Below are 17,025 nucleotides of genomic sequence, written 5' to 3'. Positions count from 1 at the left end.
GCTTGGAGCAATGGCCTGAGCAGGAGTGAGCACGCTCCGGAATCGGCGTGACGACATGAGTCACTCTGCATCTCTTCGCGCCGGAACCATCAATTGATCTTTCCGCCGTTTCCGGCGGGACCACCGCCCCGGCCCGGTCCGCAAGACCCAAGGACCACAGCCGGGCAGCACGACCGGTCGCCGAGCCAGACAGGCCGACGCCCGCTCCAGGGAAGGACCCTTCGTGAGCGACACCACCGATCTGATGGGCGTGCGCACCGATGGCAGTGCCACCGCGCCCGCCACGGACGCTCCCGCCGCGCCTGCCACCGGTGCTGCCACAGCCCCTGCCACGCGGCGACGCCGTTCCGGCACCGGCCTTGACGGCATGGTCCTGGCAGAGCTTCAGCAGGTTGCCTCCGGCCTCGGGATCAAGGGCACCGCGCGGATGCGCAAGAGCCAGTTGATCGAGGTCATCAAGGAGAAGCAGGCCGGCGGGGCCACGGCCAAGGCCGACGCGCCTGCCGAGACCAAGCCGAAGCGCCGTACGACCTCCAAGGCCCGCACCGGCGAGGACGGTACGGACCGGTCCGCCGAGAAGGCCGCCAAGGCCGAGCCGGCCGCCGAGAAGGCCGTGGGCCAGCAGCAGATCGACATCCCCGGCCAGCCGGTCAGCGATGAGCAGCCGGCCGGTGAGCGCCGCCGGCGCCGGGCCACCGCCGCGGCGGGCAGCCCCGAGGGCGCCGCCGGAGACGTCAAGACCGAGGCGCGTCCCGAGACGACGACGGTCAAGGCGGACGCCAAGGTGGAGGCCGCGGTCGCGGTCTCCGCGCAGGACGGCGCCGACGGCCGGGCGACCAAGACCGGCGAGCGCCAGGACCGTGGCGAGCGCCAGGACCGCGGTCAGAAGGGCGACCGCGGCCAGCGCGGTCAGCGCGACCGCGGGGACCGTCAGGACCGCGGCGAGCGCCAGGACCGCGGTGAGCGCCAGGACCGTGGCGACCGGCGCGGCAAGGCCGACGCGGACGGCGGCCAGGGCGGCAACCGCCAGCGGGACAACCGCGACAACCGTGACAACCGCCGTGTCGAGGAGGACGACGACTTCGAGGGCGGCCGCCGGGGCCGTCGCGGCCGCTACCGCGACCGCCGGGGCCGTCGCGGCGGCCGCGAGGAGTTCGGCAACGAGCCGCAGGTCAACGAGGACGACGTCCTGATCCCCGTCGCGGGCATCCTCGACATCCTGGACAACTACGCGTTCATCCGGACCTCCGGCTACCTGCCCGGTCCGAACGACGTGTACGTCTCGCTCGCGCAGGTCCGCAAGAACGGTCTGCGCAAGGGTGACCACGTCACCGGCGCGGTCCGCCAGCCCAAGGACGGCGAGCGGCGCGAGAAGTTCAACGCGCTGGTCCGCCTGGACACCGTCAACAGCGTCTCGCCCGAACAGGGCCGCGGCCGGGCGGAGTTCGGCAAGCTGACGCCCCTTTACCCGCAGGACCGACTGCGGCTGGAGGGGGAGTCGGGCGGTCTGACGACCCGGATCATCGACCTGGTCGCGCCGATCGGCAAGGGCCAGCGTGGTCTGATCGTGGCCCCGCCGAAGACCGGCAAGACCATGATCATGCAGGCGGTCGCCAACGCGATCACCCGCAACAACCCCGAGTGCCACCTGATGGTCGTCCTCGTCGACGAGCGGCCCGAAGAGGTCACCGACATGCAGCGGTCGGTCAAGGGCGAGGTCATCTCCTCGACCTTCGACCGCCCGGCCGAGGACCACACCACCGTCGCCGAGCTGGCCATCGAGCGCGCCAAGCGCCTCGTCGAGCTGGGTCACGACGTGGTCGTCCTGCTGGACTCCATCACCCGCCTGGGCCGCGCGTACAACCTCGCGGCGCCCGCCTCCGGCCGCATCCTGTCCGGTGGTGTCGACTCGACCGCGCTCTACCCGCCGAAGCGCTTCTTCGGTGCCGCGCGCAACATCGAGGACGGCGGTTCGCTGACCATCCTGGCCACCGCGCTGGTCGAGACCGGCTCGCGGATGGACGAGGTGATCTTCGAGGAGTTCAAGGGCACCGGCAACCTGGAGCTCAAGCTCGACCGCAAGCTCGCCGACAAGCGCATCTTCCCGGCGGTGGACGTGGACGCGTCCGGTACCCGTAAGGAAGAGATCCTGATGGGCAGCGACGAGCTCGCCGTCGTCTGGAAGCTGCGCCGGGTGCTGCACGCGCTGGACCAGCAGCAGGCCATCGAGCTGCTGCTGGACAAGATGAAGCAGACGAAGTCCAACGCGGAGTTCCTGCTCCAGATCCAGAAGACGACGCCGGGTATGGGCAACGGCAACGACTGACGCCCGTAGCGCAGTCCGCGAAGCCCTCCTCGCCCCTGTGGGCGGGGAGGGCTTCGTGCTGTCCGCCCGCCCGCGCGCCCGGTGTGACCCGTATCGCCCACGGCGCACCGCCGCCTGAGACCTTCCGCACAAGGGTGCGTAGCGCACACCGGCGGCAAAGATGGCCGAAAAGGCGCAGAAAGCCCAGGTGAGAGGGACGAAAGTCCCGAACCGGCGGTCCTCTTCGGCGCGGTTTTCTAAGAAAGCCCTCATCACGCGCTGTGCAACCCTTCCGGTCTACCTCCCGTCTGACTGGGCACGACAGGCCGTGGCAGACACGGGTACCGGCGAGGGGCAGTCGAGAGAACCGAGGACTGAGGAGCAGATGGCGCAGAGCAAGGGGACCGCGAAGACGGCCGAAAGCCGCGCCCACCGCATACGGGCCACCGGCCGCCGGCGCAAGGCTCCGCCCCGGCGCCGCCGGATCCTGACCATCACCCTGTGCACGCTGGTCAGCGCCGTCCTGCTCGGCGGGGCGGGCATCGGCTACGTCTACTTCAAACTCAACGGCAACCTGAAGGGCGTCGACATCAACGCCGCCCTCGGCAGGGACCGGCCCAAGAACGTCGACAACGGCTCGATGGACATCCTGGTCCTCGGATCGGACTCCCGGGCGGGCAAGAACAGCGAATACGGCGCCGACGAGGGCGGGGCGCGCTCCGACACGGCGATGATCATGCACGTGTACGAGGGCCACAAGAAGGCCGGCGTCGTCAGCATCCCCCGGGACACGATGATCCAGCGGCCCGACTGCACCAAGGACGGCAAGAACGTCCCCGGGTCGCAGCGGGCGATGTTCAACACCGCGTACGAGGTCGGCGGCCCGGCGTGCGCCGTCAAGACCGTCGAGTCGATGAGCGGCATCCGCATGGACCACTTCGTCGAGGTCGACTTCACCGGCTTCAAGAAGCTCATCGACGCGCTGGGCGGGGTGGAGATCACCACCAGCAAGGCGATCAACGACAACAGCAGCCATCTGCACCTGCCGCCCGGCAAGCACACCCTCGACGGCGAACAGGCGCTCGGCCTGGTGCGGACCCGGCACGGCGTCCCCGGCGGCGACGGCAGCGACCTGGGCCGCATCCAGTTGCAGCAGACGTTCGTCAAGGCCCTGATGAACCAGGTCAAGAACGTCGGGATACTCACCAACCCCACCAAGCTGTACAAAATCGCCGATACGGCCACCAAGGCCATCACCACCGACACCGACCTCAACTCCGTCGGCGAGCTGACCGGGCTGGCCAAGAGCCTGGGCGGTATCGGGTCGGAGAACATCCACATGGTGACGCTGCCGGTGACCACCGACCGGATCAACCCGGACCGGGTGCAGCCGCTGACCCGGCAGAGCGCCCTCGTCTGGGACGCGCTGCGGCAGGACAAGGACATCCCCGCGGCCGCGCTCAAGGACTCCATCGGCGACAAGGGCGGCACCAGCAGCTACGTCAAGTAGCCGGCCGATCCCGGCCCGGAGCCGCCCGGCCCCCGGCCCGCCCCGGGGAATAGCCGCGGCCGTACCCCGGTTTTGGGAGATACGGCGAGTCCTGGCAGACTGGACCGTCGGCCCCGGTTCACGTGACGCAATCCGCAGCACGACCCGGAGCACTCCCGAACCTAGGAGAACCCCTTGAAGCGCGACATTCACCCGGAGTACGTCGAGACCCAGGTCAGCTGCACCTGTGGCGCGTCGTTCACCACCCGCAGCACCGTTGCCGACGGCAGCATCCGCGCCGACGTCTGCTCCGAGTGCCACCCGTTCTACACGGGCAAGCAGAAGATCATGGACACCGGCGGCCGCGTGGCCCGCTTCGAGGCCCGTTTCGGCAAGGCCGCTGCCGCCAAGAAGTAGCGACCCGCAAGGCGCCGGTCTCCGGTCGCCCCTTCGCAGGGGTGACCGGACCGGCGCTTTGTCGTCCAGGCCACGGACCCGGCCGGGGGTCCGGGAAGCCGCGGCCCCGCCGCACAGGTGCCGGCCCCCGGAACACCCAGTCAGCAGAGGAACCCCACGATGTTCGAGGCGGTCGAGGAACTGATCGGCGAGCACGCCGGTCTTGAGAAGCAACTGGCCGACCCCGCGGTCCACGCCGACCAGCGCGAGGCCAAGCGGCTCAACAAGCGCTACTCCGAACTGACCCCGATCATCACGACGTACCGCTCCTGGAAGCAGACCGGCGAAGACATCGAGACCGCGCGCGAATTCGCCGTGGACGACCCGGACTTCGCCGACGAGGTCAAGGAACTCGACGCCCGCCGCGAGACGCTGACCGAGAAGCTGCGGCTGCTGCTCGTACCGCGCGACCCCAGCGACGACAAGGACGTCATCCTGGAGGTCAAGGCGGGCGAGGGCGGCGAGGAGTCCGCGCTGTTCGCCGGCGATCTGCTGCGGATGTATCTGCGCTACGCCGAGCGGGCCGGCTGGAAGACCGAGATCCTCGAAGCCAACGAGTCCGACCTCGGCGGTTACAAGGACGTCCAGGTCGCCGTGAAGACCAAGGGCGGCAACGGCGCCACCGAGCCCGGCCAGGGCGTCTGGGCGCGGTTGAAGTACGAGGGCGGCGTGCACCGCGTCCAGCGGGTGCCGGCCACCGAGTCCCAGGGCCGTATCCACACCTCCGCGGCCGGCGTGCTCGTCACGCCCGAGGCCGAGGAGGTCGAGGTCGAGATCGGCCCCAACGACCTGCGCATCGACGTCTACCGCTCCTCGGGCCCCGGCGGCCAGTCGGTCAACACCACCGACTCCGCCGTGCGCATCACCCACCTGCCCACCGGCATCGTCGTCTCCTGCCAGAACGAGAAGAGCCAGCTCCAGAACAAGGAGCAGGCGATGCGTATCCTGCGCTCGCGGCTGCTGGCCGCGGCCCAGGAAGAGGCGGAGCGGGAGGCGTCGGACGCCCGGCGCAGCCAGGTGCGGACGGTGGACCGCTCGGAGCGCATCCGGACGTACAACTTCCCGGAGAACCGCATCTCGGACCACCGGGTCGGCTTCAAGGCGTACAACTTGGACCAGGTGCTCGACGGCGAGCTCGACCCGGTCATCCAGGCGTGCGTGGACGCCGACTCCGCGGCCAAGCTCGCCGCCGCCCAGTAAGACCCCGTACGTACCGGCTGGAGGAAGCCCCGTGCTGCATTCCCCCGGGGAGCGCCCCCCGAACCCCCGCTCGGTGCTGCTCGCCGAGGTGGCCCAGGCCACCCAGCGGCTGGCCGACGCCGGCGTGCCCTCCCCGCGTTTCGACGCCGAGGAGCTCGCCGCGCATGTGCACGGCGTCAAACGGGGCGAGCTGCACACGGTCCCCGACGCGGACTTCGACGCCCGCTACTGGGAGGCGATCGCCCGCCGCGAGGCACGCGAACCGCTCCAGCACATCACCGGCCGCGCCTTCTTCCGCTACCTCGAACTCCACGTCGGGCCCGGGGTGTTCGTCCCCCGCCCGGAGACCGAATCGGTGGTCGGCTGGGCGATAGACGCGGTCCGCGCCATGGACGTCGTCGAGCCGCTGATCGTCGATCTGTGCACCGGCTCCGGGGCCATCGCCCTCGCCCTCGCACAGGAGGTGCCGCGCTCGCGGGTGCACGCCGTGGAACTCTCCGAAGACGCGTTGCAGTACGCGCAGAAGAACGTCGCGGGCTCGCGCGTCGTCCTGCACCACGGGGACGCGCTCAGCGCGCTCCCCGAGCTGGACGGCCAGGTCGACCTCGTCGTCTCCAACCCGCCGTACATCCCGCTGACCGAGTGGGAGTACGTCGCACCCGAGGCCCGCGACCACGACCCCGGGCTGGCGCTGTTCTCCGGCGAGGACGGCCTGGACACCATTCGCGGCATCGAGCGGACCGCACACCGGCTGCTGCGGCCCGGCGGCGTCGTCGTCATCGAGCACGCCGACACCCAGGGCGGACAGGTGCCGTGGATCTTCACCGAGGAGAAGGGGTGGGCGGACGCGGCCGACCACCCCGATCTCAACAACCGGCCCCGCTTCGCCACCGCGCGCCGGGCGACACCATGACACCCGCCGCCCCGACGCCTGATGTATCCGTTCCGCACGAGGAGGTCTGCTAAATGGCACGGCGATACGACTGCACCGACGCGACCGACCGCGCGACCGGTCTGCGCGAGGCCGCCTCGGCCGTCCGCCGCGGCGAGCTGGTCGTGCTGCCGACCGATACCGTCTACGGCATCGGTGCGGACGCGTTCAGCGCCGAGGCAGTCGGCGACCTGCTGGAGGCCAAGGGCCGCGGCCGCGGGATGCCCTCCCCGGTCCTCGTCGGATCCCCGAACACCCTGCACGGCCTGGTCACCGACTTCTCCGAGCAGGCATGGGAGCTGGTCGACGCCTTCTGGCCCGGCGCGCTGACCCTGGTCGCCACCCACCAGCCGTCGCTGACCTGGGACCTCGGCGAGACCCGCGGCACGGTCGCGGTACGGATGCCGCTGCACCCCGTCGCGATCGAGCTGCTCACCGACTTCGGCCCGATGGCCGTCTCCAGCGCCAACCTCACCGGCCACCCGTCTCCGCAGGACTGCGACGCCGCCCAGGAGATGCTCGGCGACTCGGTCTCCGTCTACCTCGACGGCGGCCCGACCCCCGCGGCCGTGCCGTCCTCGATCGTCGACGTCACCGGCCGGATCCCGGTGCTGCTGCGCGAGGGCGCGATCAGCGCGGACGAGCTGCGCAAGGTCGTGCCCGATCTCGAGGTGGCCAATTGATGGCGCCCCTGGGGCGTGGCATAGCAGGACCCTGCGACGACGACTTGCCCCCATCCGCCCCCTCCCGCCGCCTCCCCGCCTTCCGGATCCTCCACGTCAGCACCGGCAACGTCTGCCGCTCGCCGATCACCGAGCGGCTGCACCGCCATGCCCTGGAGGTACGCCTGGGGGAGGCCCGCAGCGGCGGGCTGCTCGTGGAGAGCGCCGGCACCTGGGGCCACGAAGGCGCCCCGATGGAGGCACACGCCGCCACCGTGCTCGCCGACTACGGCGCCGACCCGGCCGGCTTCATCGGCCGGGAACTCCTGGACGAGCACGTCATCCGCGCCGACCTGGTGCTGACCGCCACCCGCGACCACCGCGCCCAGGTCATCTCGATGGGCCACTCCGCGGGACTGCGCACCTTCACCCTCAAGGAGTTCAACCGGCTGGTGCGGGCGATAGACCCCGCCACCCTGCCCGAGCCCGATCCGGACCTGCCGGACGGCGGGCTGGTCGAGCGCGCCCGCGCGCTGGTCGGCGCCGCCGCCGCGCTGCGCGGCTGGCTGCTGGCGCCCGACCCGGAGTCCGACGAGGTCTACGACCCCTACGGCGCCCCCATCACCTTCTTCCGCTCCATCGGCGACGAGATCAACCAGGCACTCGACCCGGTCGTCACGGCACTGACGGGACTCCCGGCACGCGCCTGACCCCCGGACGCGGCCCGGTGGCCGCGCACACCGCGCCCGATCGCCGTGCCGCGCCTACATTGGGACTACGACCCCGTACGAGGCCCGGAGCACGCCATGCCTGCCACCACCACGTCACCCCGCAGCGAGACCCGGGCCGGCCGCGTCCCGGCCGCCGAGCGAGCGTCCGGGGCCGTTGGCGCCGAGGAGGCCGCGGAGCGGGCGCGCCGGTCCGCGCGCGCCGGTGCCGCCGCGCCGGCCGGCGTCGGTGACTTCGCCGCCCTGCTGAGCGAGGACCCGGAGATCGCCGGGATACTGCTCGCCGAGTGCGCCCGCCAGGCCGACGGCCTCCAGCTGATCGCCGCGGAGAACTTCACCTCGCCCGCCGTGCTCGCCGCCCTCGGCTCCCCGCTGACCAACAAGTACGCCGAGGGCTATCCGGGCGCTCGGCACCACGGCGGCTGCGAGATCGTGGACCTCGCCGAACGGATTGCCGTCGAACGCGCCAAGGCCCTTTTCCGCGCCGAACACGCCAACGTCCAGGCCCACTCCGGGTCCTCGGCCGTGCTGGCCGCCTACGCCGCCCTGCTGCGCCCGGGAGACACCGTCCTGGCCATGTCCCTCCCGCACGGCGGACACCTCACCCACGGCTCCCCGGCCAACTTCTCCGGCCGCTGGTTCGACTTCGTCGGCTACGGCGTCGACGAGGAGACCGGACTCCTCGATTACGACGCGATCCGCGCACTGGCCCGTGAGCACCGCCCCAAGGCCATCGTCTGCGGTTCGATCTCCTACCCCCGGCACATCGACTACGCCGCCTTCCGCGATATCGCCGACGAGACCGGCGCCTACCTGATCGCGGATGTCGCGCACCCGATGGGACTGATCGCCGGGGGAGCGGCGCCCAGCCCCGTCCCGTACGCCGATGTGGTGTGCGCCACCACGCACAAGGTGCTGCGCGGGCCGCGCGGCGGGCTGATCCTGTGCGGTGCGCGGCTGGCCGAGCGGATCGACCGGGCGGTGTTCCCGTTCACCCAGGCGGGCGCCCAGATGAACTCCGTCGCCGCCAAGGCCGTCGCCTTCGGCGAGGCCGCCACCCCCGCCTTCGGCGCGTACGCCCACCAGGTCACCGCCAACGCCCGCGCGCTCGCCGCGGCGCTGGCCGGCCAGGGGCTGACGATCACCACCGGCGGTACCGACACCCATCTGATCAGCGCGGACACCGCCCCGCTCGGGGTGGACGCGCGGACCGCCCGAGGCCGGCTGGCGGCCGCCGGGATCGTGCTGGACACCTGCGCGCTGCCGTGCGCCGAGGCCGCCAGGAACCCCGCGGCCCGCAGCACCGGCATCCGGCTGGGCACCGCCGCGGTGACGACCCAGGGGATGGGGGAGGCCGAGATGGCGCGGATCGCGGAGCTGATCGCGGCGGCGCTGCGCGAGGATCCGGCGGCCCGTTCCGGAGCCGTCGCGCTGGCCCGGCGGTTCCCGCCTTATCCCGGTCACGACTGAATCGTCCCGGTCAGGGCCGGGTGTCGCCGCCCGGCCGCAACCCTTCGAGGAGGAGCCGCGTCTTCCCCTGTTTCACGGTGAGGGGGCCGACCCGCATAGGGTGTGAGGCTGTGATGGCCAGCTATACCAATGGGGCAGCCCGTGCGTGAATACCTGCTGACGCTGTGCGTCACGGCCGCGGTGACCTACCTGCTGACCGGGCCGGTGCGGAAGTTCGCGATCGCGGCCGGGGCGGTGCCGGAGATCCGGGCGCGTGATGTGCACCGCGAACCGACACCACGGCTCGGCGGCATCGCGATGTTCGGCGGGCTGTGCGCGGGACTGCTGGTCGCCTCGCATCTGACGAACCTCAAGAGCGTCTTCGAATCCAACGAGCCACGGGCGCTGCTCTCCGGTGCCGCGCTGATCTGGCTGCTGGGGGTCCTGGACGACAAGTGGGGCGTGGACGCGCTGGTCAAGCTCGGCGGCCAGATGATCGCCGCGGGCGTGATGGTCCTCCAGGGCCTGACGATCCTGTGGATCCCGATCCCCGGTGTCGGCACCGTCTCGCTGACCCCGATGCAGGGCACCCTGCTGACCGTCGCCCTGGTCGTGATCACGATCAACGCCGTCAATTTCGTCGACGGCCTGGACGGGCTGGCCTCCGGCATGGTCTGCATCGCCGCCGCGGCGTTCTTCATGTACGCGTACCGGATGTGGTTCGGCTACGGCATCGAGGCGGCCGCGCCCGCAACGCTGTTCTCGGTCGTTCTGATGGGCATGTGCGTGGGCTTCCTGCCGCACAACATGCACCCGGCGCGGATCTTCATGGGCGATTCCGGATCGATGCTGATCGGTCTGGTGCTGGCGGCCGGGGCGGTCTCGGTGACCGGCCAGGTCGACCCGGACCTGCTCAACTCGAAGGTGGGCGGTCTGCGCGAGGCGACCCACGCGATGGTGCCGGTTTACATCCCGCTGCTGCTGCCGCTGACGATCATCGCGGTGCCGGTCGCCGACCTCATCCTGGCGATCGTGCGGCGTACGTGGCAGGGCCAGTCGCCGTTCGCCGCCGACCGCGGCCATCTCCACCACCGACTGCTGGAGATCGGCCATTCTCACAGCCGCGCTGTCCTGATCATGTACTTCTGGTCGGCGCTGATCGCCTTCGGCGCGGTCGCCTACTCGGTGAACAACGCGAGCATGTGGATCGTGCTGAGCATCACGCTGCTGAGCGCGGTCGGCCTGGTGCTGCTCCTGCTGCCGCGGTTCAGGCCGCGGGCGCCGCGCTGGGCGGAGCGGATGGTGCCGCCGCGCTACCGCAGGGTCGTCCGCGCGCCGGCCGCGCCGGAGACGGTGATCGACGACGCGGTGACGGCGGCGGACGGTGCGGCCGCGGGCGAGCCGGCGGAGGAACGGGAACCGGTTCCGGTGGGGGTCCACGGGGCCACCGCGATCGGCGACCGGTCACGCTTCGCGGACCACCGGCGGGCGGACAGTCACCACTGAAGCAGGGGTTCGACCACTCCGATGAGGGTCATAAACCTGGGCGGTTGACCCCATACCAGACAGAAGTTGTGCTGTCACTGCACCAACGCGCAGGTTCACGCTCAAGTGTGACAGGCAGCACACGAACCAGGTAAAGACCTCATCAAATAGTTTGTGATACCGTTCACGAAACCCGGCGGTAGAGCCGAAGGACCGTAGTGCGACGGCCCTTTGGCCTCAGGTTCTTCCTCAGGCCGGGGCTACGCTCGTCCTTGACGACATCACCCCCACCTTTTGCCGGAGCGCCGCCATGCAGTCGAATGACGCCCGACTTCTCCTTCACGCCGCTGTGCCCACGCTCGCCATCGGCGTCATCGCCGTTGCCGTGAGCGCTGCGGTCGCGGGCGGGGCGGGAGCGCTCGGCGCCGTCGTCGGCACCGCATTGGTGCTGCTCGTGATGGGTGCCGGACTCGCCGTCCTCCAGTACGCCGCGAAGAACCTTCCGCAGCTGTTCCAGATGATGGGGCTGCTGCTCTACACGCTGCAGATCCTGCTCGTCGGCGTCTTCCTGCTGGCGTTCAAGGGCACAACGCTCTTTGATACCAAGGCATTTGCGTTCACGTTGCTCGGCGCCACCCTGGTGTGGATCGCCGCCCAGACCCACGGTCACATGAAGGCAAAGATTCTCTACGTCGACCCCGACTCCGCAGAGGCGAAGGCGGCGGAGACGGCGGGGTCGCCGACGTGACCGGTAGGGCCGGGATAAACGCCCGCACGCGGGCCTGCTATCGTCCGATGCCAACTGCGGCACAGTTGGTGCAGGTGGCTGAGCTCCTGAGTTCCACGGGATGGAACGGGCAGTCCTCACGACCCATGCCTGTGATCCGACCCGGCCCAGCGCCGAACCGCCGCCCCCCATTCCGTAACACCAGTCCAGTGCCGCACCGTGGCTCAACGCCGCGCCGACACAACGAGGTTGCCGTACCCATGCGCCACGCTGAAGGAGCCCGCGGTGAGTGCTGAAACGATGCTCGCCTTCGAGACCGACTGCCACATCTTCTCCGGATGTGGCTTCGAGGCCCCGGGTCTTCATTCGTTCGTTTTCGAACCCCTCTTCACGGTCGGTGGCTTCGAGTTCAACAAGCCGATGCTGCTGGCCTTCCTCAGCACGATCGTCGTGGTGTGGTTCTTCTGGGCCGCGTTCGGGAAGGCCAAGGTCGTCCCCGGCAAGCTGCAGATGATCGCCGAAGCCGGCTACGACTTCGTGCGCCGCGGGCTCGTGTATGACGCGCTGGGCAAGAAGGAGGGCGACAAGTACGTCCCCTTCATGGTCTCGCTGTTCTTCTTCGTCTGGCTGATGAATATCTGGTCGATCATTCCGGTCGCCCAGTTCCCGGTGACCTCGGTCATCGCGTTCCCGCTGGGCCTCGCCCTGGTGGTCTACGTCCTCTGGCTGTCCCTGACCTTCCGGAAGCACGGATTCGTCGGCGGCCTGAAGAACATCACCGGCTACGACAAGTCGCTCGGCTGGATCCTCCCGCTGATCATGGTGCTCGAACTCGCACAGCACCTGATCATCCGGCCCTTCACGCACGCGGTACGGCTCTTCGCGAACATGTTCGCGGGCCACATGCTGATCCTGATGTTCACCATCGCCAGCTGGTACCTGCTGAACGGCGTCGGCATCATCTACGCGGGTGCCTCGTTCGTGATGACTCTCGTGATGACCGCGTTCGAGCTCTTCATCCAGGCCGTCCAGGCGTATGTGTTCGTCCTCCTGGCCTGCAACTACGTCCAGGGCGCGCTGGCCGAGAACCACTGAGCCCCGGCTCCCCCGTCCCAACAGACGTCCGGTGGCCAACCCCCACCGGTCCGTGAACAGAGAAGGAAGTAACGGCATGTCCGCTGCTCTCGAAATGGTCAACCTCGCCGCCAAGGACACTTTCTCCGGCAGCGCCAGCGCGATCGGCTACGGCCTCGCGGCGATCGGCCCTGGCGTCGGCGTCGGCATCATCTTCGGTAACGGCACCCAGGCCCTCGCGCGTCAGCCCGAAGCGGCCGGCCTGATCCGCACCAACCAGATCATGGGTTTCGCCTTCTGTGAGGCGCTCGCCCTGATCGGCATCGTCATGGGCTTCGTTTACCAGTAAACGAAGCGCATCGACTATCCATTCAGACGGAAGGCACTGATGTGAACGCCCTGGTGAACATGGCGGTGGAGGTTCCTGAGAACCCCCTGATCCCGCCGATTCCAGAGCTGGTCATCGGTCTTATCGCCTTCTTCATCGTCTTCGGCTTCCTCGCCAAGAAGCTCCTCCCGAACATCAACAAGGTTCTGGACGAGCGCCGCGCGGCGATCGAGGGCGGCATGGAGAAGGCTGAGGCCGCCCAGGCCGAAGCTCAGCAGGTGCTTGAGGACTACCGGGCCCAGCTCGCCGACGCGCGTCACGAGGCCGCGCGGCTGCGCCAGGAGGCGCAGGAGCAGGGCGCGACCCTCATCGCCGAGATGCGTGCCGAGGGCCAGCGGCAGCGTGAGGAGATCATCGCTGCCGGTCACGCCCAGATCGAGGCGGACCGCAAGCAGGCCGCGCAGTCGCTGCGTCAGGACGTGGGCAAGCTCGCCACCGACCTGGCCGGCAAGCTCGTCGGCGAGTCCCTCGAGGACCACGCCCGGCAGAGCCGGACCATCGACCGCTTCCTCGACGAGCTCGAGTCCAAGGCGGCGCCGGACGCGACGAAGGCTGAGGCCGGCCGATGAACGGAGCGAGCCGCGAGGCACTCGCCTCCGCACGCGAGCAGCTCGACGCGCTGACGGACAACACCTCCGTCGACGCGGCGAAGCTCGCCGAGGAGCTGGCTGCCGTCACCGCTCTGCTCGACCGCGAGGTATCGCTGCGTCGGGTCCTCACCGACCCGGCGCAGACCGGCGAGGCGCGGGCCGAGCTGGCCGGACGGCTGCTCGGCAGCCAGGTCGGTGGCCCGGCCGCCGACCTGGTCAGCGGCATGGTCCGGTCCCGCTGGTCGCGCTCGCGTGACCTCTCGGACGCGATCGAGGAGCTGGCGTACAGCGCCGACCTGATCGCGGCGCAGCGCGTCGGCCAGCTCGACGACGTCGAGGACGAGCTGTTCCGGTTCGGCCGGATCGTGACCTCGGCGGGCGAGCTGCGCAGCGCGCTGACGGACCACAACGCCACGGACTCGGCCAAGACCGCGCTGCTGCACACGCTGCTGGGCGGCCGGGCCAACCCGGTCACCGAGCGGCTCGTGGTCCGTCTCGTCGGACAGCCGCGGGGCCGTAGCCTGGAAGCGGGGCTCGACGCCCTCTCCAAGCTGGCCGCGGACCGCCGGGGCCGGATGGTCGCGGTGGTCACCACCGCGGTGCCCCTCGACGAAGGGCAGCGGGAGCGTCTCGGCGCCTCGCTGGCCAGGATGTACGGACGGCAGGTCCACCTGAACCTCGACGTGGACCCCGAGGTCCTCGGCGGCGTCCAGGTACGGATCGGCGACGAGGTCATCAACGGAACCGTCGCGGACCGCCTCGAAGAGGCGACCCGGCGGATGGCCGGCTGACCCAGCCACCAACTCAAGAGCTGCACAGCCGGCGGCCAGGAGCCGGACCAGCCGGCCGGACCGAGAGGTCCGGCTGCGGTCCGGGACCGGCCCCGGGGACACAGCACAAGCATGACGGCGGCCCGAGTTGGGCCGTAGGCGGAAACCCCCTGGGGGGACGGCCCCCCAGACCCCCGCAAGTAACTTCGGGCCCAACAAGGAGAGCAGGGAACCCAGATGGCGGAGCTCACGATCCGGCCGGAGGAGATCCGGGACGCGCTGGAGAACTTCGTCCAGGCGTACAAGCCGGACGCGGCCTCGCGCGAGGAGGTCGGCACGGTCAGCGATGCAGGTGACGGCATCGCGCACGTCGAGGGTCTTCCCTCGGCGATGGCGAACGAACTGCTGAAGTTCGAGGACGGCACGCTCGGTCTCGCGCTGAACCTGGACGAGCGCGAGATCGGTGCGGTTGTCCTCGGCGAGTTCAGCGGTATCGAGCAGGGCCAGCCGGTGCAGCGCACCGGTGAGGTGCTCTCGGTCGCCGTGGGCGAGGGCTACCTCGGCCGCGTCGTCGACCCGCTGGGCAACCCGATCGACGGCCTCGGCGAGATCGAGTCCGAGGGCCGCCGCGCCCTGGAGCTTCAGGCTCCGGGCGTCATGGTCCGCAAGTCGGTGCACGAGCCGATGCAGACCGGCTACAAGGCCGTCGACTCGATGGTGCCGATCGGCCGCGGCCAGCGTCAGCTGATCATTGGTGACCGCCAGACCGGCAAGACCGCCCTGGCCGTCGACACGATCATCAACCAGCGCGACAACTGGCGCTCGGGCGACCCGAAGAAGCAGGTCCGCTGCATCTACGTCGCCATCGGCCAGAAGGGCTCCACCATCGCGTCCGTGCGCGGCGCGCTGGAGGAGGCCGGCGCCCTGGAGTACACCACCATCGTCGCCGCCCCGGCGTCCGACCCGGCGGGCTTCAAGTACCTGGCGCCCTACACCGGCTCGGCCATCGGCCAGCACTGGATGTACCAGGGCAAGCACGTCCTGATCATCTTCGATGACCTCTCGAAGCAGGCCGACGCCTACCGCGCCGTGTCCCTGCTGCTGCGCCGCCCGCCGGGCCGTGAGGCGTACCCGGGTGACGTCTTCTACCTGCACTCGCGTCTGCTGGAGCGCTGCGCGAAGCTCTCCGACGAGCTGGGCGCCGGTTCGATGACGGGCCTCCCGATCGTCGAGACCAAGGCGAACGACGTGTCGGCGTTCATCCCGACCAACGTCATCTCCATCACCGACGGCCAGTGCTTCCTCGAGTCCGACCTGTTCAACGCGAACCAGCGCCCCGCGCTGAACGTCGGTATCTCGGTCTCCCGCGTCGGTGGCTCCGCCCAGCACAAGGCGATGCGGCAGGTCTCCGGACGACTGCGCGTGGACCTCGCCCAGTTCCGTGAGCTGGAGGCGTTCGCCGCCTTCGGTTCCGACCTGGACGCGGCCTCCAAGGCGCAGCTGGGCCGCGGTCAGCGCATGACCGAGCTGCTCAAGCAGAGCCAGTACTCCCCGATGCCCGTCGAGGAGCAGGTCGTCTCCATCTGGGCCGGCACCACCGGCAAGATGGACGACGTCCCGGTCGAGGACATCCGCCGCTTCGAGCGGGAGCTCCTGGACTACCTGAACCGGGAGAAGAAGGAGCTGCTGACCAGCATTGCCGAGGGCGCCAAGATGTCCGACGACACCATCCAGGCGCTCACCGACAACGTCGCCGCCTTCAAGCAGCAGTTCGAGACCTCGGACGGCAAGCTGCTCGGTGAGGACGCTCCGGTCAGCACCACCAAGTGACGACGGAAGGGACCTGATCCATGGGAGCCAAGCTCCGGGTCTACAAGCGTCGCATCCGCTCCGTCACCGCGACCAAGAAGATCACCAAGGCGATGGAGATGATCGCCGCCTCGCGCATTGTCAAGGCACAGCGCCAGGTGGCGGCATCGACGCCGTACGCGAGTGAACTGACCCGCGCGGTGACAGCGGTTGCCACCGGTTCGAACACCCAGCACGCCCTGACCACCGAGGTGGACAAGCCGGCCCGCGCCGCGGTGCTGCTCATCACGAGCGACCGCGGTCTGGCCGGCGGCTACTCCTCGAACGCCATCAAGGCTGCCGAGCGGCTCACCGAGCGGCTCAAGGCCGAGGGCAAGGAGGTCGACACCTTCATCGTCGGCCGCAAGGGTGTGTCCTACTACGCCTTCCGCGAGCGCACGGTCGCGGATTCGTGGACCGGCTTCACCGACAGCCCGACCTACGCGGACGCCAAGGCCGTGGCCGGGCCGCTGATCGAGGCCGTCCTCAAGGACACGGCCGAGGGCGGCGTGGACGAGCTCCACATCGTCTTCACCGAGTTCGTGTCGATGATGACGCAGTCGCCGGTCGACGACCGGCTGCTGCCGCTCAGCCTCAAGGCGACGGCCGAGACGGAGGAGACGGCCCAGGGCGAGATCCTGCCGCTGTTCGACTTCGAGCCGTCGGCGGAGGACGTCCTCGACGCGCTGCTGCCGCGGTACGTCGAGTCGCGGATCTACAACGCACTGCTGCAGGCAGCCGCCTCCAAGCACGCGGCCACGCGGCGTGCGATGAAGTCGGCGACCGACAACGCAGAAGAGCTCATCAAGTCGCTCTCGCGGCTTGCCAACGCGGCCCGACAGGCCGAAATCACCCAGGAAATCAGCGAGATCGTCGGTGGCGCCAGCGCCCTGGCCGACGCGACCGCGGGGAGTGACTGACAA

Annotated in this window: 16 protein-coding genes; all 16 read left to right on the top strand. The window is 69.9% G+C overall.

Features of this window, described 5'->3' with window-relative positions; all coding sequences use genetic code 11:
* The first annotated feature begins 223 nt into the window (after positions 1–223).
* The 16 genes from rho to IH09_RS13535 all read left to right on the top strand — a co-directional run bounded on the left by rho (position 224) and on the right by IH09_RS13535 (position 17,022).
* Positions 224–2,326 (top strand): transcription termination factor Rho, encoded by a 2,103-nt coding sequence (gene rho, locus IH09_RS13610; protein ID WP_052856457.1) that lies wholly within the window; start codon positions 224–226, stop codon positions 2,324–2,326.
* Between the two features lie 364 nt (positions 2,327–2,690).
* Entirely contained in the window at positions 2,691–3,815 is a 1,125-nt protein-coding gene (locus tag IH09_RS13605; RefSeq protein WP_052856456.1) for an LCP family protein, read from the top strand.
* Positions 3,816–3,989: 174 nt separating this feature from the next.
* Positions 3,990–4,211: a 50S ribosomal protein L31 gene (rpmE, locus tag IH09_RS13600; protein WP_052856455.1), complete on the top strand. Its 222-nt coding sequence runs from the start codon at positions 3,990–3,992 to the stop codon at positions 4,209–4,211.
* Positions 4,212–4,370: 159 nt separating this feature from the next.
* The gene (prfA, locus tag IH09_RS13595; protein ID WP_052856454.1) at positions 4,371–5,450 is read left to right on the top strand and encodes a peptide chain release factor 1; all 1,080 of its coding nucleotides are present in this window, start codon (positions 4,371–4,373) and stop codon (positions 5,448–5,450) included.
* A gap of 31 nt (positions 5,451–5,481) precedes the next feature.
* Positions 5,482–6,363, top strand: coding sequence for a peptide chain release factor N(5)-glutamine methyltransferase (gene prmC / locus IH09_RS13590; protein WP_094791772.1), 882 nt, complete (start codon positions 5,482–5,484; stop codon positions 6,361–6,363).
* Positions 6,364–6,416: 53 nt separating this feature from the next.
* Entirely contained in the window at positions 6,417–7,064 is a 648-nt protein-coding gene (locus tag IH09_RS13585) for an L-threonylcarbamoyladenylate synthase (RefSeq protein ID WP_052856453.1), read from the top strand.
* Complete coding sequence (locus IH09_RS13580) at positions 7,061–7,753, top strand: arsenate reductase/protein-tyrosine-phosphatase family protein (RefSeq protein WP_381531686.1); 693 nt, start codon at positions 7,061–7,063, stop codon at positions 7,751–7,753. The genes IH09_RS13585 and IH09_RS13580 overlap by 4 nt, the downstream gene beginning before the upstream one ends.
* 96 nt (positions 7,754–7,849) lie before the next feature.
* Positions 7,850–9,241, top strand: coding sequence for a serine hydroxymethyltransferase (locus IH09_RS13575; RefSeq protein WP_052856451.1), 1,392 nt, complete (start codon positions 7,850–7,852; stop codon positions 9,239–9,241).
* A gap of 129 nt (positions 9,242–9,370) precedes the next feature.
* Complete coding sequence (locus IH09_RS13570) at positions 9,371–10,726, top strand: MraY family glycosyltransferase (RefSeq protein WP_172450544.1); 1,356 nt, start codon at positions 9,371–9,373, stop codon at positions 10,724–10,726.
* A gap of 289 nt (positions 10,727–11,015) precedes the next feature.
* Positions 11,016–11,453 (top strand): hypothetical protein, encoded by a 438-nt coding sequence (locus tag IH09_RS13565; RefSeq protein ID WP_052856450.1) that lies wholly within the window; start codon positions 11,016–11,018, stop codon positions 11,451–11,453.
* Between the two features lie 279 nt (positions 11,454–11,732).
* A complete protein-coding gene (gene atpB, locus IH09_RS13560; RefSeq protein WP_052856449.1) occupies positions 11,733–12,527 on the top strand; it encodes a F0F1 ATP synthase subunit A in 795 nt (264 codons plus the stop codon).
* A 76-nt stretch (positions 12,528–12,603) separates the two neighbouring features.
* On the top strand, positions 12,604–12,855 hold the full coding sequence (gene atpE / locus IH09_RS13555) for an ATP synthase F0 subunit C (RefSeq protein ID WP_052856448.1): 252 nt from the start codon (positions 12,604–12,606) through the stop codon (positions 12,853–12,855).
* Between the two features lie 41 nt (positions 12,856–12,896).
* Positions 12,897–13,463 (top strand): F0F1 ATP synthase subunit B, encoded by a 567-nt coding sequence (locus IH09_RS13550; protein WP_052856447.1) that lies wholly within the window; start codon positions 12,897–12,899, stop codon positions 13,461–13,463.
* Positions 13,460–14,275, top strand: a complete 816-nt coding sequence (locus tag IH09_RS13545; protein WP_052856446.1) for a F0F1 ATP synthase subunit delta — start codon at positions 13,460–13,462, stop codon at positions 14,273–14,275. The genes IH09_RS13550 and IH09_RS13545 overlap by 4 nt, the downstream gene beginning before the upstream one ends.
* A 216-nt stretch (positions 14,276–14,491) precedes the next feature.
* The gene (gene atpA / locus IH09_RS13540) at positions 14,492–16,084 is read left to right on the top strand and encodes a F0F1 ATP synthase subunit alpha (protein WP_052856445.1); all 1,593 of its coding nucleotides are present in this window, start codon (positions 14,492–14,494) and stop codon (positions 16,082–16,084) included.
* Between the two features lie 20 nt (positions 16,085–16,104).
* Positions 16,105–17,022, top strand: coding sequence for a F0F1 ATP synthase subunit gamma (locus IH09_RS13535; protein ID WP_052856444.1), 918 nt, complete (start codon positions 16,105–16,107; stop codon positions 17,020–17,022).
* The last annotated feature ends 3 nt before the right edge of the window (positions 17,023–17,025 follow it).

Origin of the sequence: Streptomyces celluloflavus (assembly GCA_000720995.1) — a bacterium.
Lineage (GTDB): Bacteria > Actinomycetota > Actinomycetes > Streptomycetales > Streptomycetaceae > Streptomyces > Streptomyces celluloflavus.
Note: the sequence above shows the minus strand (reverse complement) of the source record. Positions and strands in the feature narration are given on the sequence as shown.